This is a genomic window from Stenotrophomonas maltophilia, from assembly GCF_900186865.1.
In the GTDB taxonomy this organism is placed as follows: Bacteria; Pseudomonadota; Gammaproteobacteria; order Xanthomonadales; family Xanthomonadaceae; genus Stenotrophomonas; species Stenotrophomonas maltophilia.
The window spans coordinates 3,719,696-3,742,331 of sequence record NZ_LT906480.1 but is presented as its reverse complement, the minus strand read 5'-3'; the positions used below and the strand labels follow the sequence as shown (position 1 = coordinate 3,742,331).

17 protein-coding genes and 1 riboswitch are annotated in these 22,636 nt (G+C 66.8%); of the genes, 9 read left to right on the top strand and 8 right to left on the bottom strand.

Annotation, left to right across the window (positions count from 1 at the left end; genetic code table 11):
* Positions 1-33: 33 nt before the first annotated feature.
* Positions 34-774 (top strand): alpha/beta fold hydrolase, encoded by a 741-nt coding sequence (locus tag CKW06_RS17825; protein WP_024956941.1) that lies wholly within the window; start codon positions 34-36, stop codon positions 772-774.
* A gap of 9 nt (positions 775-783) precedes the next feature.
* Here the strand turns inward: CKW06_RS17825 and CKW06_RS17820 are convergent, their stop codons facing one another.
* Both CKW06_RS17820 and CKW06_RS17815 read right to left on the bottom strand, forming a co-directional pair.
* A complete protein-coding gene (locus tag CKW06_RS17820; protein ID WP_024956942.1) occupies positions 784-1,272 on the bottom strand; it encodes a hypothetical protein in 489 nt (162 codons plus the stop codon).
* Between the two features lie 22 nt (positions 1,273-1,294).
* Positions 1,295-3,385 (bottom strand): catalase, encoded by a 2,091-nt coding sequence (locus CKW06_RS17815; RefSeq protein ID WP_024956943.1) that lies wholly within the window; start codon positions 3,383-3,385, stop codon positions 1,295-1,297.
* Between the two features lie 114 nt (positions 3,386-3,499).
* Here CKW06_RS17815 and CKW06_RS17810 point away from each other — a divergent pair, with 114 nt between their 5' ends.
* The 3 genes from CKW06_RS17810 (at position 3,500) to CKW06_RS17800 (ending at position 6,186) form a co-directional block, all read left to right on the top strand.
* Positions 3,500-4,222, top strand: a complete 723-nt coding sequence (locus CKW06_RS17810; RefSeq protein ID WP_005410629.1) for a helix-turn-helix transcriptional regulator — start codon at positions 3,500-3,502, stop codon at positions 4,220-4,222.
* Between the two features lie 82 nt (positions 4,223-4,304).
* Complete coding sequence (locus CKW06_RS17805; RefSeq protein WP_005410628.1) at positions 4,305-5,672, top strand: amino acid permease; 1,368 nt, start codon at positions 4,305-4,307, stop codon at positions 5,670-5,672.
* A gap of 103 nt (positions 5,673-5,775) precedes the next feature.
* Positions 5,776-6,186 carry a VOC family protein gene (locus CKW06_RS17800; protein WP_005410627.1) on the top strand — a complete coding sequence of 137 codons (411 nt, stop codon included), beginning with the start codon at positions 5,776-5,778 and terminating at the stop codon, positions 6,184-6,186.
* A 93-nt stretch (positions 6,187-6,279) separates the two neighbouring features.
* Here CKW06_RS17800 and gcvP read toward each other — a convergent pair whose 3' ends face one another.
* Positions 6,280-9,147: an aminomethyl-transferring glycine dehydrogenase gene (gene gcvP / locus CKW06_RS17795; protein WP_024956945.1), complete on the bottom strand. Its 2,868-nt coding sequence runs from the start codon at positions 9,145-9,147 to the stop codon at positions 6,280-6,282.
* Positions 9,148-9,209: 62 nt separating this feature from the next.
* A riboswitch (glycine riboswitch) is annotated at positions 9,210-9,312 on the bottom strand.
* 299 nt (positions 9,313-9,611) lie between these two features.
* Between gcvP and CKW06_RS17790 the strand changes: the two genes are divergently transcribed.
* The 3 genes from CKW06_RS17790 to CKW06_RS17780 all read left to right on the top strand — a co-directional run bounded on the left by CKW06_RS17790 (position 9,612) and on the right by CKW06_RS17780 (position 12,336).
* Entirely contained in the window at positions 9,612-10,838 is a 1,227-nt protein-coding gene (locus CKW06_RS17790) for a multidrug effflux MFS transporter (protein WP_024956946.1), read from the top strand.
* A gap of 140 nt (positions 10,839-10,978) precedes the next feature.
* Positions 10,979-11,875: a siderophore-interacting protein gene (locus CKW06_RS17785; RefSeq protein ID WP_024956947.1), complete on the top strand. Its 897-nt coding sequence runs from the start codon at positions 10,979-10,981 to the stop codon at positions 11,873-11,875.
* Between the two features lie 68 nt (positions 11,876-11,943).
* On the top strand, positions 11,944-12,336 hold the full coding sequence (locus CKW06_RS17780; protein ID WP_005410623.1) for a hypothetical protein: 393 nt from the start codon (positions 11,944-11,946) through the stop codon (positions 12,334-12,336).
* Positions 12,337-13,142: 806 nt separating this feature from the next.
* On the opposite strand, the gene CKW06_RS17775 is transcribed toward CKW06_RS17780, so the two are convergent.
* From CKW06_RS17775 to CKW06_RS17760, 4 genes are all read right to left on the bottom strand, one after another.
* Positions 13,143-15,107 (bottom strand): M2 family metallopeptidase, encoded by a 1,965-nt coding sequence (locus CKW06_RS17775; RefSeq protein WP_005410621.1) that lies wholly within the window; start codon positions 15,105-15,107, stop codon positions 13,143-13,145.
* Positions 15,108-15,745: 638 nt separating this feature from the next.
* Positions 15,746-17,392 (bottom strand): phosphoethanolamine transferase, encoded by a 1,647-nt coding sequence (locus CKW06_RS17770; RefSeq protein ID WP_024957204.1) that lies wholly within the window; start codon positions 17,390-17,392, stop codon positions 15,746-15,748.
* Positions 17,389-18,138, bottom strand: a complete 750-nt coding sequence (locus tag CKW06_RS17765) for a phosphatase PAP2 family protein (protein ID WP_024957205.1) — start codon at positions 18,136-18,138, stop codon at positions 17,389-17,391. The genes CKW06_RS17770 and CKW06_RS17765 overlap by 4 nt, the downstream gene beginning before the upstream one ends.
* Before the next feature lie 111 nt (positions 18,139-18,249).
* Complete coding sequence (locus CKW06_RS17760; protein ID WP_005410618.1) at positions 18,250-19,953, bottom strand: ArnT family glycosyltransferase; 1,704 nt, start codon at positions 19,951-19,953, stop codon at positions 18,250-18,252.
* A 131-nt stretch (positions 19,954-20,084) separates the two neighbouring features.
* Between CKW06_RS17760 and CKW06_RS17755 the strand changes: the two genes are divergently transcribed.
* Positions 20,085-20,798 (top strand): response regulator transcription factor, encoded by a 714-nt coding sequence (locus CKW06_RS17755; protein ID WP_005410617.1) that lies wholly within the window; start codon positions 20,085-20,087, stop codon positions 20,796-20,798.
* Positions 20,785-22,071: a sensor histidine kinase gene (locus tag CKW06_RS17750; protein WP_024957206.1), complete on the top strand. Its 1,287-nt coding sequence runs from the start codon at positions 20,785-20,787 to the stop codon at positions 22,069-22,071. Before CKW06_RS17755 ends, CKW06_RS17750 begins: the two co-directional genes overlap by 14 nt.
* 86 nt (positions 22,072-22,157) lie before the next feature.
* Here CKW06_RS17750 and CKW06_RS17745 read toward each other — a convergent pair whose 3' ends face one another.
* The gene (locus CKW06_RS17745) at positions 22,158-22,547 is read right to left on the bottom strand and encodes a VOC family protein (protein WP_024957207.1); all 390 of its coding nucleotides are present in this window, start codon (positions 22,545-22,547) and stop codon (positions 22,158-22,160) included.
* Positions 22,548-22,636: the final 89 nt, after the last annotated feature.

Sequence of the window (22,636 nt, the reverse complement as noted above, 5' to 3'; positions counted from 1 at the left end):
ATGTGGGCGATGCTTGCCAGCAAAGGAGGTGACATGGGAATCGGGAGCGAGGAAAAGCCGGGCTGTGATTCGGCATCACCCACGCCGCAGCACGTGCTAATGCTGCCCGGGCTGGATGGCTCCGGCAGGCTGTCGATCCCGTTTCTGTCAGCACTCCAGGCTCATGGGCTGACGACGCAGGCGATTACGCTGCCTGCGCAGGGAGGGCAGGATCACGCCACGCTGGCCCAACGGCTGTGGTCGCAGCTGCCCGGCCATCCCTTCATCCTGCTTGCCGAGTCCTTCTCGGGCCCGTTGGCGGTTGAACTGACCACGCGACAGCCCGCCGGGCTGCGCGGACTGGTGCTTGCCGCGACCTTTGCGCGTCGGCCGGTGCCATTGCCGGCAGCCAGCGCAGCCCTGCTGACGCCGACCTGGCCTCTGCCTCCCGTGGCGTTGCTGGCGGGCCTGCTGCTGGGGCGGTGGCGCACCCGCGAGCACCTGTCGATGCTGCGCGATGCGCTGGCCCGGATTCCGGCGGCCACACTGCGGCGACGCGCCGCAGCGACCCTGCGCGTCGACGTACGCGCATTGCTGCCGGCAATCGACGTGCCGACGCTGTGCCTGCACGCGTGCCATGACCGCCTGCTGTGGCCGCCCAGCGTGGCAGAACTGCAGGCCCTTTTGCCGGATGCCCGGCATGTTTCGCTGGAAGGGCCGCATCTGCTGCTGCAGGCACGCGCTGACGCAGCCGCAGCCGAAGTTGCCGCGTGGATGAGGACGCTGTCGCCCTGATCGAAGGACTCAGCCGCGCGCGCGGGTACGCGCGGCCTTCTTCGCCGCCACCTTGCGCACAGTCTTCTTCGCCGCACGTGTCTTCGCCGCCTTCTTCGCTGCAGCACTGCGCGAGGCGGCTGTACCGGCCTTCTTGGCCGCTGTCTTCTTTGCGGTTTTCTTTGTGGCTGTCTTGCGAGCCGGTGCCTTCTTTGCCGCCTTCCTGGCTGTCGTCTTCTTCGCAGGTGCCTTCTTCGCCGCCGTCGCCTTGGTCGTGGCCTTCTTTGTGCCCGACTTCCTGGCAGGCGCCTTCTTGGCAGCCTTCTTGCTGGTCGCCTTCTTCGTACCCTTGCGCGCGCTGCCGCTACGCTTGCCACCACCATCCTGCTTGTTCACGGTCGCCCAGGCAATGCGCTCGGCCGTGCCTTCGCTGGCACCGCGCTCGCGCTCGCTTTCCTCGATGTGCTCGGCCTGGCGCTTCTGTTTATCGGAGTATGCGGATTTGTCACCACGGGGCATGACAGTTCTCCTGTTGTTGTAGTCAGGCCAGCAGGCGCAGCTTGGGTTCGCGCGCCCACTGGCGGGTGGCGGCCGCCGCCAGGAATGCCTTGGCGTCTTCCGCTTCGACGATGCCGGCGTCGTTGCCGACCCTTGCCGCCTTCAGCAGCGCCTGGCCGCCCGCGTCGCTGGCGATGGCCTTCAGGTGCGCCCACGCCTGGCTGACGAATTCGATGGCTGCACTTTCTTTCGACAAGGCCTTCGCCGCTTCCGGGCTGAGCACCAGGGCTACTGCATCGAACACGGCCGACGGGGTGCCCGCCAGTTGCCCATCCGCCGCCTGCAGCGCGCCATCGCTGAGCGTGGCGCCACCCACTCTGGGGGCGACCAGCTTCACATCCGCACCTGCTTTCCTGGCTGCCTTGCTCAGGCTGGCAATGATCCGGGCATCAGAACCCTCATCGAACAGGATGCCGATGCAGCGCCCTTGCAGGGTGGGTTTGTTGCGACCGATCACCCGTACTTCGGGGGCGGGGGGCATGTCCCGCACTGGAGTAGCGGTCGGCGCCGGGTCGGGCAGTGCAGGCAACGCCAGACCATCGGCCACGCGCTGCGCCAGTGAGTCATCGATGTTGCGCAGGTGACTGACGGTGCGTACCCGCACCTTCAGCGTTTCCACCTTGGACAACTCGAACACCAGCGCCGATGCCAGGTGCGCCTGCTCCGGCTTTTCGAGGCTGCGGAAGAACATGCGGGCCTGGCTGTAGTGGTCGGCGAAACTCTCCGCGCGGGTGCGACCCTTGCGGCCATCGTCGGCGCTGGCATGGCTGCGGAATCCGGCAGGCGTCTCGCGCGGGGTGTCCTCCTGCAGCGAACTGGGATCGTAGGCCACCCGGCCCTTGGGAACCTGCATCTGCATGTGGCCGTCGCGCTGATGATTGGCAAACGGGCACTTGGGCGCATTCACCGGGATCTGGTGGAAGTTCGGGCCGCCCAGGCGCAGCAGCTGGGTGTCCAGGTAGGAGAACAGGCGCCCCTGCAGCAGCGGGTCGTTGCTGAAGTCGATGCCCGGTGGCACGTTGGCCGGGCAGAAAGCCACCTGCTCGGTCTCGGCGAAGAAGTTGTCCGGCCAGCGGTCCAGCACCATGCGCCCGATGACCTGCAACGGCACCAGCGATTCGGGAATGATCTTGGTCGGGTCCAGATGATCGAACGGGAATGCGTCGGCGTCTTCTTCGGTGAACAACTGCACCGCCAGTTCCCATTCCGGGAAGTCGCCGCGCTGGATGGCCTCGAACAGGTCGCGGCGATGGAAGTCATTGTCGGCCGATTGCAGCTTCAGCGCTTCGTCCCAGACCGTGGACTGGATACCCAGCTTGGGCCGCCAGTGGAACTTGACGAACGTTGACTCGCCGGCCTCGTTCAGCAGGCGGAAGCTGTGCACACCGAAGCCTTCGATCATCCGCAGCGAACGCGGTATGGCGCGGTCGCTCATCGCCCACATGATCATGTGCATCGATTCGGGCATCAGCGAAATGAAGTCCCAGAACGTGTCATGGGCCGACGCGGCCTGCGGGAAGGCACGGTCCGGTTCCATCTTCACCGCGTGCACCAGGTCCGGGAATTTCATGGCGTCCTGGATGAAGAACACCGGGATGTTGTTGCCGACCAGATCCCAGTTGCCTTCCCTGGTATAGAACTTCACCGCGAAGCCGCGCACGTCGCGCGGGGTGTCCACTGAACCTGCGCCACCGGCCACGGTCGAGAAGCGGGTGAACACGGGTGTTTTCACGCCAACCTCGGTCAGGATGCGCGCGCGGGTATGCGCCTTCAGTGATCGGGTCAACTCGAAGTAGCCATGCGCAGCGCTGCCGCGGGCGTGCACGATGCGCTCGGGAATGCGCTCATGGTCGAAGTGGGTGATCTTCTCGCGCAGGATGAAGTCCTCCAGCAGCGTAGGCCCCCGAGGTCCCTGCCGCAGGGAGTTCTGGTTGTCTGCCACCGGGATGCCCTGATCGGTGGTCATCGCCGGATGACTGCCCCCGGCCTGCTGGTGCAGTTCATCGCCGCTGCCGCGGTGGTGGTTCTCGGCGTGGGTGGTTGCGCGCTTGCCGGTCGGCTTGCTGGCGGCCATTGACGTTGGCTCCGGATGCTCAAAGAGAACCACGACACTGGAACCGGGCCCGTTAAACCGAGGTCCGGCAAAGGTGAACGTACAGGCAAAAGCAGGCTCGGGTATGCTTGCTCCATGCGAGTCGAGCCCGCCGACATCGAAGCCCTGTTCGACGCCATCCCGGATGTTCTGTTCTTCATCAAGGACCTTCAGGGGCGTTACACCCACGTCAACCAGACCATGCTGCGGCGGCTGGGCCTGCGCGCCCGCAAGGACGTGATCGGGCGTACCGCGGCGGAGATCTACCCGACCGGGCTGAGCGCCGACTACGTGGACCAGGACGCCCGCGTGCTGGCCGGTGAGGTGATCGAGAACCTGATGGAGCTGCACCTGTTCGCCAACCGCGAACCGGGCTGGTGCCTGACCTGCAAGCGTCCGCTGGTGGTCGATGGGGCCATCGAGGGCCTGATCGGCATTTCCCGCGACCTTGGCCAGAAGGACAGTCTGGGTACCCAGTACGAGCAGCTGCGGCTGGCGCTGGCCCACCTCAACGCGCACTACGCCGAGAACGTGCGCATGCAGACCCTGCTGGACATCACCGGCTTTTCGCTGTCCAAGCTGGAGCGCAGCTTCCGCAAGGTGTTCCAGATGACCCCGCAGCAGGTGCTGACCCGGCTGCGGATCCAGATGGCCATGCACCTGCTGCACGGTGACGAGAGCATCGCCAGCATCGGCCAGGCCTGCGGTTTCAGCGACCAGAGCGCCTTTACCCGCAAGTTCAAGGCTGAAACCGGTTTCTCGCCGCGTGCCTACCGCGCCCGTATTGGTGGCAGTGTCGGAGAGCCGGCACTGGCCTGAGCCGCCTGCTGCGCTGTGCCTATCCCCGCGGGCATGGGACAGGGTAAGGTGTCGCCCCTGTAGCCCGCCGCCAGCCCTGCCGATGCCCAACTCGATTCCGACCGCTTCGCCGTCCCGCCTCGGACATTCGCTCAAGCCCCGCCAGCTGATCATGATGGGCCTGGGCAGCGCCATCGGTGCCGGCCTGTTCCTCGGCTCGGGCGTGGGTGTGCAGGCGGCCGGTCCGGCGGTCCTGGTGTCGTATCTGGTCGCCGGCGCGCTGGTGATCATCGTGATGAACGCTCTGGGCGAAATGGCGGCGGCCAAACCGACCAGCGGCGCGTTCTCGGTCTATGCCGCCGATGCCATGGGCGCCACCGCCGGTGCCACCGTCGGCTGGTTGTGGTGGGTGCAGCTGGTGATCGTGATCGCCGCCGAGGCGGTGGGAGCGGCCGGGCTGCTGGCCACCGTCTGGCCAGCAGTACCTGTACCGATGGCGGCGCTGGCCTTCATGCTGTTCTTCACCGCGATCAACCTGCTCGGGGTGAAGAACTTCGGCGAGTTCGAATTCTGGTTCGCCATCCTCAAGGTGGCGGCGATCCTGGCCTTCATCGCCATCGGCGTGGCGCTGCTGATGGGCTGGCTGCCGCAGGTGACCTCGCCGGGCCTGAGCAACTTCACCGAGCATGGTGGCTTCGCACCGAAGGGCCTGGCCGGTATTGGCGCTGCGCTGCTGGTTGTCGTTTTTGCCTTCGGTGGCACCGAGATCGTCGCCGTTGCGGCGGCGGAGACCGAAGATCCGGAGCGCAGCATCGCCCGTGCCATCCGCACCGTGGCGTGGCGCATCCTGGTGTTCTACATCGGCTCGCTGAGCGTGATCATCGCCGTCGTGCCGTGGACCAGCGAAGCGTTGAAGTCGCCGTTCGCCGCCGTGCTGGACATTGCCCGTATTCCGGGCGCCGGCACCGCCATCACCCTGATCGCGGTGATCGCGCTGCTGTCGGCACTCAATGCCAACCTCTACGGCGCCTCGCGCATGATGTATTCACTGGCGCAGCGCCGCGAAGCCCCGGCCGTGCTGGGCTGGACCGATCCGCGCCAGGTGCCGGTGATTGCCGTGCTGGCCAGCGTGCTGTTCGGTTTCGCCGCCACGGTGATGGAACTGCTGTTCCCGGACCGGGTGCTGCCGGTGCTGCTGAACATCGTCGGTTCCACCTGCCTGCTGGTGTGGACGCTGTCGCTGGTCTCGCAACTGGTGTTGCGCCGCCGCGCAGATCGCCTGGGTACCCGGCTGCCGTTCCGCATGGCGGGCTTCCCGTGGCTGACCTGCTGCGCGCTGGCGATCCTGGCGCTGATCTTCGGCCTGCTGCTGAGCGAGTCGCACACCCGCCTGCAGTTCCTGTCGATGGTGGCGCTGACCGCCACGATCGCCGCCGGCAGCGCCATCGCACGGCGCATGCGCGAGGCGTGACTGAAGCTGCCGGCCAGCGGCCGGCACTACCACGGGGGCTGCACATCTGCCGTGCCATCCTGATCGTGTGGGCCGTCATCGGCCCGTCGACCGGGAGTACCGCATGCTGCGCAGTCGCCCCTTCCTGATGTTTACCGGCCAGGCCGAGGCCGCCCTGGCCCTGTACGCCGAGGCCTTCGCCGATTTCCGCCTGCTGGCAATGCAGCGCCATCCGGACGGCGCCGGTGCCGGCGTGCCCGGGCAGGTCCGACAGGCCATCTTCCTGCTCGGTGGCACCCACTACCTGTGCTTTGACAGCCTGGACGTGCACGATTTCACCTTCAGCCCGTCGATCTCGCTGTTCGTCGAGTGCTCCGGCGCCGAGCAGTTCGAGCGCGCCGCGCGCGTGCTGGGCGAGGGCGGCCACTGGCTGATGCCGGTGGGCGACTATGACTTCAGCAACCGCTACGGCTGGGTGCAGGATCGCTTCGGCGTGTCGTGGCAGTTGAGCCTGGGGCAGATGCCGGACCCGTGATCGGGATTACCGTGGGTGTGGACCCTGGTCCACCCGCCCTCATGAAAACGGCCCGCTTGCGCGGGCCGTTCTCTTTACCGATGCCGCGAGGAATCAAGCCTCGACTTCATCATCCTTGTAGGCATCGACCGGGATGCAGGCGCACATCACGTTCTTGTCGCCGTACACGTTGTCGACGCGCGCCACCGGCGGCCAGTACTTGCTCTGCTTCAGGCTGGCCAGCGGGAAGGCAGCCAGTTCGCGCGGGTAGGCGTGGGTCCACTCGCTGGCGGTCACCGCGGTGGCGGTGTGCGGCGCGTTCTTCAGCGGGTTGTCCTCGCGGTCCAGGCGGCCGTCTTCGATCGCGGTGATCTCCTCGCGGATCTGGATCATCGCGTCGATGAAGCGGTCCAGCTCGTGCAGCGATTCGCTCTCGGTCGGTTCGACCATCAGCGTGCCGGCCACCGGGAAGCTCAGGGTCGGGGCGTGGAAGCCGAAGTCGATCAGGCGCTTGGCGACGTCCTCGGCGCCGATGCCGCTGGTCTTCTCCAGCGGGCGTACGTCGAGGATGCACTCGTGTGCTACCAGGCCGTTGCGGCCGGTGTACAGGGTCTTGAAGTGCGGGGCCAGGCGCTTGGCGATGTAGTTGGCGTTGAGCTGCGCGACCTGGGTGGCCTTGCGCAGGCCTTCGCGGCCCATCATCGCGATGTACATCCAGCTGATCGGCAGGATCGAGGCGCTGCCGAAGCTGGCGGCGCTGACCATGCCGACCGGGCCGTTGTCACCCAGCTTGCCCGGCAGGAACGGGGCCAGGTGTTCCTTGACCGCGCACGGGCCGACGCCCGGGCCGCCGCCGCCGTGCGGGATGCAGAAGGTCTTGTGCAGGTTCAGGTGCGAAACGTCCGAACCCCACTTGCCGGGCTTGGCCACGCCGACCAGGGCGTTCATGTTGGCGCCGTCGGTGTACACCTGGCCGCCGTGCTGGTGGATGATCTCGCAGATCTCGACCACCTCTTCCTCGAACACGCCGTGCGTGGACGGGTAGGTCATCATGATCGCGGCCAGGCGGTCGCTGTACTTCTCGGCGTTGAGGCGGATGTCTTCAACATCGACATTGCCGTTGGCATCGGTCTTGGTGACCACCACCTTCATGCCGCACATCTGCGCCGAGGCCGGGTTGGTGCCGTGCGCCGAATCCGGGATCAGGCAGATGTCGCGGTGGCCTTCGCCGCGCGAGCGGTGGTAGGCGCGGATCGCCAGCAGGCCGGCGTACTCGCCCTGTGCGCCGGAGTTCGGCTGCAGGCTGACCGCGTCGTAGCCGGTGCATTCGACCAGCATCGCTTCCAGCGTGTCGATCAGTTCCTTGTAGCCCAGCGCCTGGTCGGCCGGCACCAGCGGGTGGATCTGCGAGAACTCCGGCCAGGTCACCGGGATCATCTCGGCGGTGGCGTTGAGCTTCATGGTGCACGAACCCAGCGGGATCATCGTGCGGTCCATCGCCAGGTCCTTGTCGGCCAGCGAACGCAGGTAGCGCAGTAGCTCGTGCTCGCTGTGGTGGGTGTTGAACACCGGGTGGGTCAGGAACGCGGACTGGCGCAGCAGGCCGGCCGGCAGCGCGTCGGCGGTGCTGGCATCCAGCGCGTCGACGTCCAGCGAGGCACCGAACACCGCAGCCACGGCGACGATGTCGGCGCGGGTGGTGGTCTCGTCCAGACTGATGCCGACCGAGTCGCTGTCGATCGCGCGCAGGTTGTAACCGGCGGCGCGTGCCTTGGCATGGATTTCATCGGCATGCACGCCGGTGACGTGCAGGGTGTCGAAGAAGTCGCCACCGACCTGCACGCCGGCATTGCGCAGCGCTGCGGCCAGGATCGAGGCCAGGCGGTGCGTGCGGCGGGCAATGCGGGTCAGGCCTTCCGGGCCGTGGTAAACGGCGTACATCGAGGCCATCACCGCCAGCAGCACCTGCGCGGTACAGATGTTGGAGGTGGCCTTCTCGCGGCGGATGTGCTGTTCGCGGGTCTGCAGGGTCAAGCGGTAGGCCGGGTTGCCCTGGGCATCGATCGAAACGCCGATCAGGCGGCCCGGCATCGAGCGCTTGTAGGCGTCACGGCAGGCCATGAAGGCGGCGTGCGGGCCACCGAAGCCGAACGGCACGCCGAAACGCTGGCTGTTGCCGACCACGATGTCCGCGCCCCATTCGCCCGGGGCAGCCAGCAGGGTCAGGGCCAGCAGGTCGGTGGCCACGGCCACCAGGCCGCCGCGCGCGTGCACGGCATCGACCAGCGCCTTGTAGTCGCCGACCTGGCCGAAGGTATCCGGGTACTGCAGCAGCAGGCCGAAGGCTTCTGCTTCCAGCGCTTCGGCCGGGGTGCCGACGCGCAGCACGATGCCCATGGGCTCGGCGCGGGTACGCAGCAGTTCCAGGGTCTGCGGGTGCACGGCGTCGTGCACGAAGAAGGTGTCCGACTTCGACTTGGCCGAACGCTTGGCCAGGGTCATCGCTTCGGCGGCGGCGGTGGCTTCGTCCAGCAGCGAGGCGTTGGCGATTTCCATGCCGGTCAGGTCGGCGCACAGGGTCTGGAAGTTGATCAGCGCTTCCATGCGGCCCTGCGAGATTTCCGCCTGGTACGGGGTGTAGGCGGTGTACCACGCCGGGTTTTCCAGGATGTTGCGCAGGATCACGTTCGGCGTGTGGGTACCGTAGTAACCCTGGCCGATGAAGCTGCGCAGCACGGTGTTCTTGTCGGCGATCGCACGGATCTTCGCCAGTGCCTGCACTTCGGTCATCGACTCCGGCAGTGCCAGCGGTGCCGGCGACTTGATCTTGGCCGGCACGATGGCATCGGTCATCGCATCCAGCGACGCGTGGCCGACGACGTCGAGCATCTGCGCGATCTCGGCGTCGTTGGGGCCGATGTGGCGCTCGACGAACGCGTTGTGGTGCTCGAGCTCACGCAGGGAAGGGGTGTTCTGGGACATGGCGAAGGATCCGTCAGGAAAGGGCACACGCACGGGCACAAGCCGCCGGTCGGCGGTCTGCGGGGCGCCCCTCTGTCCTTTTGCCTGAGAGTTTAAAAGCGCGGCGGACCGCAGCTTCGTGCCCCTTCGGCGCCGGATCGAACCGGTCTCTCCAGAGTTGTGTTACGGGTGGTATCGGGCCTGAGCGATTACGGGCGTTGCGCCTTCGGCAGCGGTGTTCCGCTTCTCCCACCGTGTTGCCCGCCGATTATAGCCCGTTGCGGGCGCGGCGGCCGCCTTCGGTCCTGGAGGCCGCGCCTGAATGGCCGATGGCCTGTCCGTGCGTTTTGTGCACTGCTGCATGGCATCAGGCGCAATCCCCACCTATGATGGACGGATACCCGAATTCATCTGGCGCCGTCCCTGCTGCAGGGGACCGGTGCCCGCCGTGCGTGCCGCGCATGGCCCTGCCGGACGCCTTTCCCATGACCGCCGCTGTTGCTCCCTCCACCCGCCGCATGGCCCTGCTGCTCGCCGGCCTGGCCATGTTCGGTCCGTTCTCGATCGACACCATCTTCCCGGCGTTCCCGCAGCTGGCCCAGCGCCTGGCGGTGGACGAAGTGGCGGTGCAGCAGACCATCAGTGTGTACCTGCTGTTCTACGGTCTGATGAGCCTGGCGCACGGCCCGCTGTCCGATGCCTGGGGCCGCAAGCGGGTGATCCTCGGTGGCCTGGTGGTGTTCGTCGGCGCTTCGGTCGGCTGCGCGCTGTCCACCGACCTGACCACGCTGCTGGCGTTCCGCGCGCTGCAGGGCCTGTCAGCGGGCGTCGGCATGATCGTCGGCCGCGCGGTGATCCGCGACCTGTACCACGGACACGACGCGCAGCGCCTGATGAGCCAGGTATCGATGCTGTTCGGCATCGCTCCGGCCATCGCACCGATCATTGGCGGCTGGATCCTGCTCAGTGGCGCCGGCTGGCCACTGATTTTCTGGTTCCTGGTGATGTTTGCGCTGCTCCTGCTGGCGGCCACCGCACGCTACCTGCCGGAAACCCATCCGGTGGAGGCACGGGTGCCGTTGTCGCCGCGCGTGCTGCTGCGTGATTACGTGCGCATCGGTTTCAACCCGCGGTTCCTGCGCCTGGCGCTGGCCGGCAGCATCGGTTTCGGCGGCATTTTCCTGTACATCTCCTCGGCGCCGGTGTTCGTGATGCAGCACCTGCATCTGGGCGAGGGTGGTTTTGCCTGGCTGTTCATCCCCACCATCGGCGGCATGACCACCGGCTCGTTCCTGTCCGGGCGCATGGCCGGGCACACCACGCCCACCCGCCAGGTGTCCATTGGTTTCGGCCTGTGTGCGCTGTCGGTGCTGCTGAATGTCGGCTACGTGGCGCTGTCGCCGCAGTTCGTGCTACCGTGGGCGGTGCTGCCGATCTTCCTGGGTGGCATGGGCATGGCGCTGATCTTCCCGATCCTGGCGCTGGCGGTGCTGGACATGTACCCGCACCAGCGCGGCCTGGCCTCGTCGCTGCAGGCCTTCGTGCAACTGATGATCAGCACGGTGGTGGCCGGCGTGGTGTCGCCGCTGCTCAGCGCCAGCCCGCTGCACCTGGCGCTGGGGCAGGCCGCGTTCTTCGCCGCCGGCTTCGTGTTCTGGTACTGGGAACACCAGCGTGAACGCGCGGCACAGGCGGCCTGCACGGGCCATTGAGCAGCGCGCAGGGGTAGGGCCGGCCGCTTTGCCCGCAACGCTTGCGAAGAGGAACGACCGGACTAGGCTGGGCACTCCAGCCAGCCGGTGCGTGGATGCACGACAGCCAGCCAATCCGATGTCGTTGCATGAGGTTCCCCATGGCTGCGCAGCAGACCTACCGCCTGTTCGAGGTGGCGCTGAAGGAGCGCCGCGTTCTTTCCCCTTCCCTGGACCGCATGGTGTTCACCGGTGCCGACGTGGCGCGGATGAAGACCGAAGGCCCTGACCAGCGCATCAAGGTGTTCTTCCCCTTGCCCGGCCAGAAGGTGCCGCAGGTCCCCAGCGGTGAAGACTGGTACCCACGCTACCGGGCCCTGCCGGACGACAAGCGCCCGCCGATGCGTACCTACACCATCCGCCAGTTGCGCGCCGAGCAGGGCGAGGTCGACGTCGATTTCGTCATCCATGGCGAAACCGGCCCCGCCTCGCGCTGGGCCATGCACGCCCGCCCAGGCGACCGTGTGGTGCTGCTGGCCCCGGACGCCGACTGTGCCGAGAGCAGCGAGGGCTGGGAGTGGAAGCCACCGGCCGGTGTCGGCCAGGTGCTGCTGGTGGCCGATGAAACCGCGTTGCCTGCGGTGGCCGGCATCCTCGAGGAACTGGCGGCCATGGTCGACCCACCGCGCACGCTGGCGCTGCTGGAGGTGGCGCAGGCCGGTGATGCGGTGCACCTGAAGGCGCCCTCCAGCGCCGAGCTGGTCTGGCTGCCGCGCGGGCAAGCCGCCTACGGACAGCGGTTGCTGCAGGCGGTCCAGGCGCGGTTGGCAGCGACCTCGGGCGTGACTGCCGGCGATGCGCTGGAGGAGATCGACGTCGATACGCAGATCCTCTGGGAGCAGGCCGATACCCGAGTGGCCGGGCCGCTGTACGCCTGGGTGGCGGGCGAGGCGGGGGCCGTGATGGCGATCCGTCGCCATCTGGTGCGCGACTGCGGGCTGGACCGCCGCGCGATCACCTTCATGGGCTACTGGCGACACGGCAAAGTGCTGGACTGAGGGGTGTGAAGCGGTGCTGCGGGCGGGGTGCGCTATCCTTGCGCCCCCCTTCGCAGCGGTACCGCACCATGTCCACCAGCTCCAAGACCCGCCGCGACCAGCGCCGTCGCCAGGAAAAGCAGGCCGCCAACAAGGCCGCCGCGCAGGCCTCGCCGGTGGAGCCGCATGCGGAACTGCGCGATGCACAGCGCACCCTGCTGGCCGGTGTCGTGCGCCGCGACGGCGAATGGGTGCTGGGCATGGACGGCCGCATCGCGGGCCACAGCGAGAGCGCTGCGCAGGTGCTGGCGCTGATCATGCAGGCCGGTGAACTGCACGAGCGCAACGGCACGCCGGTGCGCCTGATGTACTCCGACGCGCTGCGCGATGCCGCACAGGCCGAAGCCAGGGAGAAGGGCCAGACCTTCGAGGAATTCAAGGCCGAGCTGGCCGCAGCGATGGCCGCGAAGAAGAACAGCTGACCGCTGTTGCGGTAGAGCCGGCCGCTGGCTGGCTGCCAGACGGATTTCCACCGTGCAGTTGCCGGCCAGCGGCCGGCACTACCAAAAAGGGACGGATCCTTTCGGATCCGCCCCTTTTTTCATTTCGCCGCCGGGGCCGCGTTGGCCTGCCAGCCGCAGATCTGGCCTTTGACTGCTGTTTCGGTAGAGCCGGCCGCTGGCCGGCTGCCAGACGGATTTCCACCGTGCAGTTGCCGGCCAGCGGCCGGCACTACCGGAAAGGGGCGGATCCTTTCGGATCCGCCCCTTTTTTCATTTTGCCGCCGGGGCCGCGTTGGCCTGCCAGCCGCACATCTGGCTTTTGACTGCTGTTTCGGTAGAGCCGGCCGCTGGCCGGCTGCCCGTTGGGTCTTCATCGCGTAGTTGCCGGCCAGCGGCCGGCACTACCGGAAAGGGGCGGATCCTTTCGGACCCGCCCCTTTTTTCATTTCGCCGTCGGGGCCGCGTTGGCCTGCCAGCCGCAAATCTGGCCTTTGACTGCTGTTTCGGTAGAGCCGGCCGCTGGCCGGCTGCCAGATGGATTTCCACCGTGCAGTTGCCGGCCAGCGGCCGGCACTACCGGAAAGGGGCGGATCCTTTCGGACCCGCCCCTTTTTCATTTTGCCGCCGGGGCCGCGTTGGCCTGCCAGCCGCACATCTGGCCTTTGACTGCTGTTGCGGTAGAGCCGGCCGCTGGCCGGCTGCCCGTTGGGTCTTCATCGCGTAGTTGCCGGCCAGCGGCCGGCACTACCAGAAAGGGACGGATCCTCGCGGACCCGCCCCTTTTCTCATTTCGCCGCCGGAGCCGCGTTGGCCTGCCAGCCGCACATCTGGCCTTCGTTCTGCTGCTTCAGCCACTCGTTGACCGGGGTGAAGTACTCGATCATCGGGCCGGCATCGAGCTTGTCGGTACCGGTCAGCTCCTTCAGCGTGGCCTGCCACGGCTGGCTGGCACCCTTGCTCAGCATCGCCCAGTACTTCTGGCCGGCTTCCTTGTTGCCGTAGAAGGTGCACTCATGCAGCGGGCCCTTGTAGCCGGACGCGTCGCACAGGCCCTTGTAGAACTGGAACTGCAGGATGCGCGCCAGGAAGTAGCGGGTGTACGGAGTGTTGCCCGGCACGTGGTACTTCGCGCCCGGATCGAAGAACTCTTCGCCACGGGTGCTGGCCGGCGCCACGCCCTGGTACTTGGCCTTCAGGTCCCACCACGCCTTGTTGTAGTTGTCGGCAGTGATCGAGCCATCGAACACGCCCCAGCGCCAGCGGTCGATCATCAGCCCGAACGGCAGGAACGACACGCCTGACAGCGCCATGCGCATCTGGTTGTTGATGACCGCCTCGCGGCTTTCGGTCGGCGCATCGACCAGGCCGATCGAGCTGAGGTACTTGGGCGTCATCGCCAGCACGATGGTGTCGCCGATCGCTTCATGGAAGCCATCGTTGGCACCGCCCTGGAACAGCGGCGGCAGCGGGTTGTAGGCCAGGTCGTAATAGATGTGGCCCAGCTCGTGGTAGATGGTGGTGAAGTTCTCTTCGTTCGGCTTGATGCACATCTTGGTGCGCACGTCGCCTTCCATGTTCATGTCCCAGGCACTGGCGTGGCAGACCACGTCGCGGTCGTCAGGCTTGATGAACTGGGTCTTTTCCCAGTAGGACTGCGGCAGCGACGGCATGCCCAGCGACACGTAGAAGTCCTGCGCGCGCTCGGTCATCTGCTTGGCGGTACGCAGTTCGGCCTCGCGCTGCGCCTTGTATTGCGCGGCCACGTTGGCATCCTTGCCGGCCTTGGCCAGCGCCGCGCTCAGGTTGGTCTGGTACTGCTTTTCCAGCGCCGCGGTGATGTCCAGGCTGCCGGCGCCCGGGTACGGTTCCAGCTGGTCCCACAGGTTCGACCAGTCCTGCTGCCACATGTTGCCCAGCAGGTGCGCGGCGATCAGGCCATTGCCTACTTCGGCCTTGTCCTTGCCATAGGTCTTGTCCAGCTTGCCGCGCGCGTAGCAGTGCAGCTGCTCGTACATCGGCTTGACCTGTTCCCACAGGCGGTCGGTTTCCGGGCCGATCTGCTCCGGCGGCATGTCGTAGCCGCTGCGCCACATCTGGCCGGCATCGGTGAAGCCCATGCCCTTGGCGCCTTCGTTCACCAGGCCGACGAACTTCTGGTAGTCGCCGCGCATGCTCTTGGTGGTGCTGTGCCAGCCCTGCCAGGCGTCAAGCTGCTTGTCGTAGTCGCGGCTGCGCGCCAGTACCTGTTCCAGCTCGCCCAGCTGGCGGCAGGAGTTCGGATCGTTGGCGTCGGTGCAGTACTTGCCAGCGCCGTAGCTGCCTTCCATGCGGGTGGCGATCTGGGTCAGCTCGGCCAGCTTGGCCGGATCGCGCGGCGCCGGCATCGAGGACATCAGTTTCAGCAGGTGGATCGCACGCTTGCTGTCCTCGCTCATCGGCTTGCCGTCGAACTTGGCGGCCTGCTCGATCCAGCTGTTGAGCTGGGTCAGTGAGCGCTCGTTGGCCTTGGCCGCGATGCGTTCGGAATCACTGTTGATGTAGGTGGAAGACAGCCACTGCGCCGAGGTCATCTCCGGGTAGGCGGCCTTGAATTCGGCATTGATGCGGGCCACGAACTGGTCGGCGGTTTCGCCGGCCGGGGCGCTGCTGCTGGCGGTATCGGTGCCTGGGGCAGCTTCCTTCTTGCAGGCGGCCAGGGCCAGCGTGGCGGCGGCGATTGCCGAGGCCAGCAGGAGATGACGGTGTTTCACGGGCGGTCCTTGGGTGGTGAACGACGGCCGAAGGCTAGTGGGCAGTGGCTGCGACCGCAAGTGGCGGAAGTCGGCCGGGCGGCGCCCGGCACCCGCAGAGGCTTTCAAGCAAGGGCAAAGGCCGAAGCAACAGCAACAGCGGACTGTCCGTGGTTTGGCGGGGCGGTGTCGGAGTGCGGGGACGCCGCAGGTACGTCCTTGTAGGCTTGGCAGCCGCATCCATGCGGCTGACACCCCGCACTCCGACACCGCCCCACCTCCGACAGATTCCGTGTGCTGTTGGTAGGTGTCGACCTTGGTCGACACATCTGTCAGATATCGAATGAGTCATCCACGCATGGCGTGGATCTACTGTGTCGACCAAGGTCGACACCCACCAGGGCAATGCGTCGTTCCAACAGATCGCGGAAATCTGTCGAAGGCGGGGTGGGTCCGGTTGCGGGGGCGTGAGCCGCATGGATGCGGCGACCGAGCTTACATGGACGTACTTGCAGCGTCCCCCGCAACCGGACCCACCCCGCCAATCCACGGAATGCCAGCTTTTGCTTTTGCTGTTGCTGTTGCTGTTGCTGTCGAGGCTGCCGGCCAGCGGCCGGCACTACCGCGGGTGCAGGGCTGCAAGCCCTGCCGAACAACCCTCAACCTTCGCAGTTGGCGAACAGGTCGCGATCGCGCTCATACAGCGAGGTCTTGACCTGCATCAGGCCCAGCACCGACGGGAACAGGTTGTCGTGGTCGGTATACGCCGCCGAACGCTTGCGCACGCACTGCAGGTCCAACCCACGGCTGCTGGCGAAGCCCGGCGAGAACCACATCGTCATCGGTACGCGGGTCTGCTCGGCCGGAGCGATCGCATACGGCACGCCATGCAGGAACAGGCCCTTCTCGCCCAGCGATTCACCATGGTCGGACAGGTAGATCATCGCCGTGTCGTAATCCTGCATGCCCTGCAGGGTGCCGATGGTCTTGCTCAGGAAATGATCGGTGTACAACACCGCGTTGTCATAGCTGTTGGTGATCTCTTCGCGAGAGCAACGGCCGATGTCACGGGTGTCGCAGGTTGGCTTGAAGCGCGCGAAGGCTGCCGGGTAACGCTCGAAGTAGGCCGGGCCGTGGTTGCCCAGCTGGTGCAGCACCACCACGCGGTCGCCGGGCTTGGCACGCACCTGGGTGGCCAGGTCCTGCAGCAGGATCTCGTCCATGCAGCGGCCATCGGCGCACAGCCCCGGCGTGGTCGCATCGGACAGCGACTGGAACTCCAGCCCTTCGCAGACGCTCTTGCAGCCGGACTGGTTGTCACGCCACAACGGCGCGATGCCGGCGCGGTTCAGCACGTGCAGCAGCGACTGGTGTGCACGGATCTTCTTTTCATCGTAGTCGTGGCGTCCCCACGGCGAGAACAGGCACGGCAGCGATACTTCGGTGCTGGTGCCGCAGGAGTGCATGTCGGGGAAGTTGATCACCGGTGCCTGGGCCAACTCCGGGGTGGTGTTGCGGCCACCGTTGAGCCCCCAGTTCTGCGCGCGCACGGTTTCGCCCATGACGATCACCAGCAGGCGCGGCTTGCTGGCCGGGGCGCGTGGCGTGGCCTTGGCGTCGGTGCCGATCGGCAGCTTCGGCGCGCGCTGCACCGGGTTGTCGCCACGCAGCGCGCGCGGCATACCGAGCAGCACGTTGGCCGGGGTGGCGAGATAGCGTACTTCGCGCTGGTTGCGCATCAGCGCCGAGACATCCTGGAACGAGATCAGCGCACCGCCAACTGCGGTCGCCGCCGCCACGACCAGGAAGCCGAGTCGCCACAGCAGGCTGCGGCCCCAACTGCGTCGGCGCAGCTGCACGCGCCACAGCACCACCATCGGCAGCACGGCCAGCAGCAGCGGCCACAGCAGCGATACGGTCATCAGCTCGCGGCTCTCCTTGGGGTCGGTCGCCAGCACGTTGCGCAGCATGTCCGCATCCAGATAGATGTGGTACCGGCTCATGTAGTGCGCAGCGAACGCCGTTACCAGCAGCAACAGGCTGATTACCACTTTGGCATTCCAGCGCCAGACCAGGATGCCCAGCAGCACGCCGTGCGCACCCAGCAGCAACAGCAGCAGTGAAAGCGCGTAACGCAGGCTGCCTGGATGGCTCGCCATCGCGCTGTGCCAGAACAGGCCGTTGCCGGCCACCGCGAAGAACAGGCTGGTCAGCGCGATCAGTGCTTCCGTGGAGAGCTGCGGCCGCCAGTTGCGAAGACCCGCAAGGGCGGGGAGGCGGGCGGGGCGTTGGACCGATGCACTCATGCGTTTGCCTTCTGGCGGTGGGGACGGTCCAGCTGACGGTGGATCAGAACATACAGGCCCAACGAAAGCAGCCAACATATCAACGCGGTGGCAATGTCATGCGAAAGGAAATGGGCGCCCCGCAACTGCTGGCTGATCCCGAACACCAGGCCGGTGCCGAGGCCGATCCAGAGCCCGGTCCAGCGCCAGGACGGCCGCCACAGCAACGCGAAGAAGTACAGGCAGAGCCACGCATAGCCTGCGCTGGCGTGGCCTGCCGGGAAGCAGGCCTGTGCCGGCATGTCTTCCGGGCGCAGGGTGAACAGACCGATGAAAGGCTGGTGGCCACCGTAGCGCAGCAGGTCCCACGGGCATTCCATCGGCACCAGCGACTTCAGCAGGGAGATCACGCCGGTGCCCAGTGCCATGGCAATCACGACATAAAGCAGCGCCCACTGCAGGGTGCGATCGCGACCCCTACGCCAGTGGTGGAAGCACAGCAGGGTCACGACCAGCGCTGCCGCCGTGCTCAACCATTTGCCGGCCTTGTGCACGACGCTGCGGGTGATCCAGGTGTCCTGCAGCGCCCAGTGGCTGCCTTCAAGACGGAACAGGTGATCGGCCACCCATTGATCGCCGCCGAAGTCCATCAGCAGCGTAAACAATGGCAGACCGATTGCGACAGGCAGCCAGAGGTGAGTTACCGCAAATCGAGACGCCAGTGGTGTCGCAAGCGGCGCTACCGAATCAAGGGGACGGACGGGCATGCTGGGAAGGGGCGGTTCGGGAATCCGCGCTCATGCTCGTCACCTGGATGTCGGAGAAGGGTCGGACGCCCGTTCGCGCCGGGTTAATGAGTCCTCGGCGCATGTCAACGTTCAGTCTTCTTCGGCAGTCGATCCTGTCCGCTCGGCGTGGCACTCCGGGTTCCATGCGGTACCGGGAAGCAGTTGCCAACGATTCCTGTTGGCAACACCGATGTCGATCACTTTGGCCGGATCCACGCAGGGGCTCATCGCATCGTCCAGCACCAGCAGCCAGCGCTTGTCCGGCGCCTCAGCGAGCCAAGGGCCGGCGTCATGCCATTGCTCTGCCCAGGGCCGCTTGAAGCCGAATTCGCGTACCGGGCGGTCGGCCTGCAGCAGGTTCTGCTCGCGCCAGGCCACCAGCGCCAGTTCGGCATCCGGTCCGATCCGCGCGCCGACCCGGCGCATCAGCGCTGACGCCGATGCATAGGGATCCAGCGCCGGGATCAGTACCAGGCCGTAGAGCATCCACAGCATGCCGTGGGTCAGCAGCACCAGCGTCGCCGCGCGGCGCACCCGCAGCCACACGATCAGCGTGGCCAGCGCGATGGCGAAGGTCAGCAGGCCATCGCCCAGCACCGGCAGCAGGGTATCGGGCATGGCGCGGCGTTCCAGCTGGGCCACCGCCCAAGCGTGTTCGGTCAGCAGCATCACGCCCAGCGTGCCAGTGGCCAGCATCAGCACTACGCTGTAGCCGAACAGGTAGCGGCGAACGCACAGGCGGCGCAGCAGGCCGGGCAGCAGCGGGGCTACGGCCAGCGCCATCGCCGGCAACATCGGCAGCAGGTATACCTCGCGCTTGCCCGGGCTGGCGCTGAAGAACACCAGCACCAGCACGGCCCAGCCCAGCAGCAGCCACTGGCGGCGATCGCCACGGCGGATACGGCGCCACCAGGGCTTGAACAGCATCGGCAGCAGCAGGCTGCCCGGCAGCCACAGGGTAAGGATCACCTGCAGGTAATACCAGGCGGGCTGCCGGTGGTGCCACGCATTGGCATAACGGGTGCCGGTCTGCTTGAACAGCAGCTCGTGCGCATAAGCCTGCAGTTCGGCACTGGGCGTGTGCAGCAGGGCCCAGCCCAGCGGCGCCAGCCACACCCCGACACCGAGCAGGAAGGCCGGGATCAGCCAGAGCAGGGTTGCCGGATGCGGACCCTCCACCGTGCGTCCGCGGCGGCGCTGGTACAGCCACCAGCCGAACCAGGGCAGCACCATCAGCAGCGGCAGGAAACCCACGCCCTTGGTCACCGTGCCGACGCCCGCGGCGAAGCCGGCCAGCCACAGGGCAGGCAGGTTGCGGCGTTCACACAGATGACGCATCAGGCCCCAGAGGGCCACGGTGGTCATGCCCACCAGCACCATGTCGATCTGCGCACGCTTGGCCATCAGCCCGAACTGCAGGGTGCAGAACAGCGCAGCGAGGGCGTAGATGGAATGTCGTGGCGACCACAGCCGCCGCGCCAGGTCCGACACCAGCCACAGGCTGAGCAGGGCGCCCAGCAACGACGGCAGCAGGAAGGACCACTGCCAGCTGCCGACGATCTCGTAGGCGGCGGCCTGCAGCCACATGAAGACGGGTGGCTTCTCCGCATACAGTTCCACGCCACGGTGCGGCAGCAGCCATTGCCCGCTCTCGACCATGGTCCGGGCCGCCAGCACGAAGCGCGGCTCGTCCGGCGGCTGCGGCTGCCGAAGGCCGATCCCCGCTGCCAGCGCAGCAATGATCAGCAGCCACAACAGGGGCAGGCGCCAACGGCGGGGCAGGGCTACGGGCACGGCAGGCTCCGGGAGCAAAACGGCCATTCTGAGGTGGCAGGGGTGGGAAAAGCGTCAGAGCGGCGCCGGGGCGACCGCATTCCGACATGTGCGGCGCTACCATGGTACGAACTTCCGTGGATGTTTCGTGCATGCGTCTGTTGGTGATCGAGGACAACCGCCAGCTGGTGGCCAACCTGTTCGACTATTTCGAGTCGCGCGGGCACGTGCTCGACGTGGCGCCGGATGGCATCACCGGACTGCACCTGGCCGGGAGCCATCCGTATGACGCCGTCATCCTGGACTGGATGCTGCCGCGCATGGAGGGCCCGGAGGTGCTGCGCCGGCTGCGCGCCGAGCATGCATCGGAAGTGCCGGTGATCATGCTGACCGCGCGTGACGAGCTGCCGGACAAGATTGCCGGCTTCCGCGCCGGTGCCGACGACTACCTGACCAAGCCGTTCGCGCTCCCGGAGCTGGAGGTGCGGCTGGAAGCGCTGCTGCTGCGTGCGCAGGGACGCAACCCGCGCAAGCGCCTGCAGGTGGGCGATCTGGTGCTGGATCTGGCCACCCTGGAAGCCCAGCGCGGCACCCAGGTGCTGCACCTGTACCCGGCCTGCCGCAAGCTGCTGGAAGTGCTCATGCGCGCCAGCCCCGGCGCGGTGACCCGCCAGCAGCTGGAATTCGCTCTGTGGGGCGACGAACCGCCGGATGGCGACCTGCTGCGTTCGCATGTCTACGAGCTGCGCCGCAGTGTGGACGGACCGTTCGCCGAGAAACTGATCCATACCCTGCCGCGGGTGGGTTACCGCTTGGCCGTGACCACGCCCAGCGATGCCGGCAAGGATGATGATGAAGGCGAGTAAGCCGGGGCCGTTGTACCGGCGCGTGGTGTGGTGGTTGCTGGGCTATCTGGCGCTGCTGTCGATCGCGGTGTTCAGCGTCGGCAACTACGTGCATGAACATGCGGAGCACGCTGCCTGGCGCGCGCTGCTCAATTCCGAACTGGACAGCATCGTCGAGCACACCGAGCACGAGCCGCACTATCGCTGGCAGGACTCGGACACGCTCAGCCTGTTCCGCTTCGATGAAGGCAACATGCCGGAAAGCGTGCGCCTGCTGCACCCGGGGCTGCATGACGGGGTGCCGGTCAAGGGGCGGCAGACTGCGGTGATGGTGCGTGACACCGGCTCGATGGGGCGGGTGGCGCTGGCGCTGGACATTTCCGACTTCCATGACCTGGAACAGTTCGCCACGCGCTGGGTGATGCTGGCCGGGGTGATCATGATCTTCGTCACCGTGCTGATGGCGTCGTTCGGTATGGAACGCATGGTGCGCCCGTTGAGCCTGCTGGCGCAGCACATCGCGGCGCTGCGGCCGGGTGTCCAGGGCCAGCGCATCGAGGTCGACCCGCGCGGCAGCTCCGAGCTGCACACCATTGCCGATGCACTGAACGACTATCTGGACCGCAACGAGCAGTTTGTCGAACGCGAGCGGGTGTTCATCAGCACCGCCAGCCACGAGCTGCGCACGCCGATTGCGGTGATGACCGGTGCCGCAGAGCTGGCACTGGAACAGCCGGGCCTGCCCGAGCGCGCACGCCAGCAGATGCAACGCGTGCTGCGCACCGCGCAGAGCGTGGAGCAGCTGATCGAACTGCTGCTGGTGCTGGCGCGTGACCCGGCGCGCCTGGCCGCGCGCGCCGAGCGCATCGCCCTGGACCAGCTGCTGCCGGAAATCGTCGACGACCATCGCCACCTGCTCGGTGACAAGGACCTGAGCATCGGCATCCAGGCGGCCCCGGTGGATATTGTCGCGCCGCTGGCCGTCGTGCAGGCCGCGATCGGCAACCTGCTGCGCAATGCCATCGAGAACAGTGGGCGTGGCCACATTGAGTTGCGCCTGAGCTCGTCGGCGGTGCTGACCCTGCAGGACCCGGGACATGGCATGAGCCCGGAGGAGATTGCGGCGATCCACGCGCGGATGGCCCGCGGCGAGCGCGCCGACCGTGGCGGCGGCATCGGCCTGGACCTGATCGCCCGGCTCTGCGAGCACCTTGGCTGGACCCTGCAGCTGCAGCCCTGCGAGCCGCGTGGCACGCGCGCCACGCTCGATTTCAGCGCTTCACGTCCGGCCTGAACCGGCCGTCCTGGTAGATGCCAACCTTGGTTGGCATGCTGCCCGTCGACCAAGGTCGACGCCTGCCCACGCAATGTCCGTTCGCATTACCGGCCGTTCGGCCGCGCCACATGCTGGTCGATCAGGATCACATTGCCGTCGGGATCGGCCAACTGCAGGTAGCCGGTGCTCCGCCCATGAGGGTCGGTACGCACCGCCAGTTCAATGCCCTTCGCATCCAGTTCCGCCTGCAGTTCACGTACATCCTGGAAGTGGGGCAGTTCCTGCTTGTGCTGGTCCCAGCCCGGGTTGAAGGTGAGCAGGTTGCCCTCGAACATGCCCTGGAACAGGCCGATGACAACGCCGTTGTTGCGCATCACCAGCCAGTTCTGCGCCGGCTCGCCACCGGTCACCGAGAAGCCCAGTGCTTCGTAGAAGCTGCGGGAGGCCGCCAGGTCCCTGACCGAGAGGCTGACGGAGAAGGCGCCGAGCTGCATGGGAGTGGCTCCGGGAAAGGGCAGCCGGCACTGCAGCATGACCCGGCGTGAAGACAATGTTAATCTCGGGGTGCGCCGCTTCATGCGGC

Coding starts and splice junctions, on each gene's coding strand:
- CKW06_RS17815 (WP_024956943.1), bottom strand. CDS start 3,385: ATGGCCGCCAGCAAGCCGACCGGCAAGCGCGCAACCACCCACGCCGAG.
- CKW06_RS17755 (WP_005410617.1), top strand. CDS start 20,085: ATGCGTCTGTTGGTGATCGAGGACAACCGCCAGCTGGTGGCCAACCTG.
- CKW06_RS17785 (WP_024956947.1), top strand. CDS start 10,979: ATGGCTGCGCAGCAGACCTACCGCCTGTTCGAGGTGGCGCTGAAGGAG.
- CKW06_RS17790 (WP_024956946.1), top strand. CDS start 9,612: ATGACCGCCGCTGTTGCTCCCTCCACCCGCCGCATGGCCCTGCTGCTC.
- CKW06_RS17820 (WP_024956942.1), bottom strand. CDS start 1,272: ATGCCCCGTGGTGACAAATCCGCATACTCCGATAAACAGAAGCGCCAG.
- CKW06_RS17780 (WP_005410623.1), top strand. CDS start 11,944: ATGTCCACCAGCTCCAAGACCCGCCGCGACCAGCGCCGTCGCCAGGAA.
- gcvP (WP_024956945.1), bottom strand. CDS start 9,147: ATGTCCCAGAACACCCCTTCCCTGCGTGAGCTCGAGCACCACAACGCG.
- CKW06_RS17805 (WP_005410628.1), top strand. CDS start 4,305: ATGCCCAACTCGATTCCGACCGCTTCGCCGTCCCGCCTCGGACATTCG.
- CKW06_RS17745 (WP_024957207.1), bottom strand. CDS start 22,547: ATGCAGCTCGGCGCCTTCTCCGTCAGCCTCTCGGTCAGGGACCTGGCG.
- CKW06_RS17770 (WP_024957204.1), bottom strand. CDS start 17,392: ATGAGTGCATCGGTCCAACGCCCCGCCCGCCTCCCCGCCCTTGCGGGT.
- CKW06_RS17800 (WP_005410627.1), top strand. CDS start 5,776: ATGCTGCGCAGTCGCCCCTTCCTGATGTTTACCGGCCAGGCCGAGGCC.
- CKW06_RS17750 (WP_024957206.1), top strand. CDS start 20,785: ATGAAGGCGAGTAAGCCGGGGCCGTTGTACCGGCGCGTGGTGTGGTGG.
- CKW06_RS17810 (WP_005410629.1), top strand. CDS start 3,500: ATGCGAGTCGAGCCCGCCGACATCGAAGCCCTGTTCGACGCCATCCCG.
- CKW06_RS17765 (WP_024957205.1), bottom strand. CDS start 18,138: ATGCCCGTCCGTCCCCTTGATTCGGTAGCGCCGCTTGCGACACCACTG.
- CKW06_RS17825 (WP_024956941.1), top strand. CDS start 34: ATGGGAATCGGGAGCGAGGAAAAGCCGGGCTGTGATTCGGCATCACCC.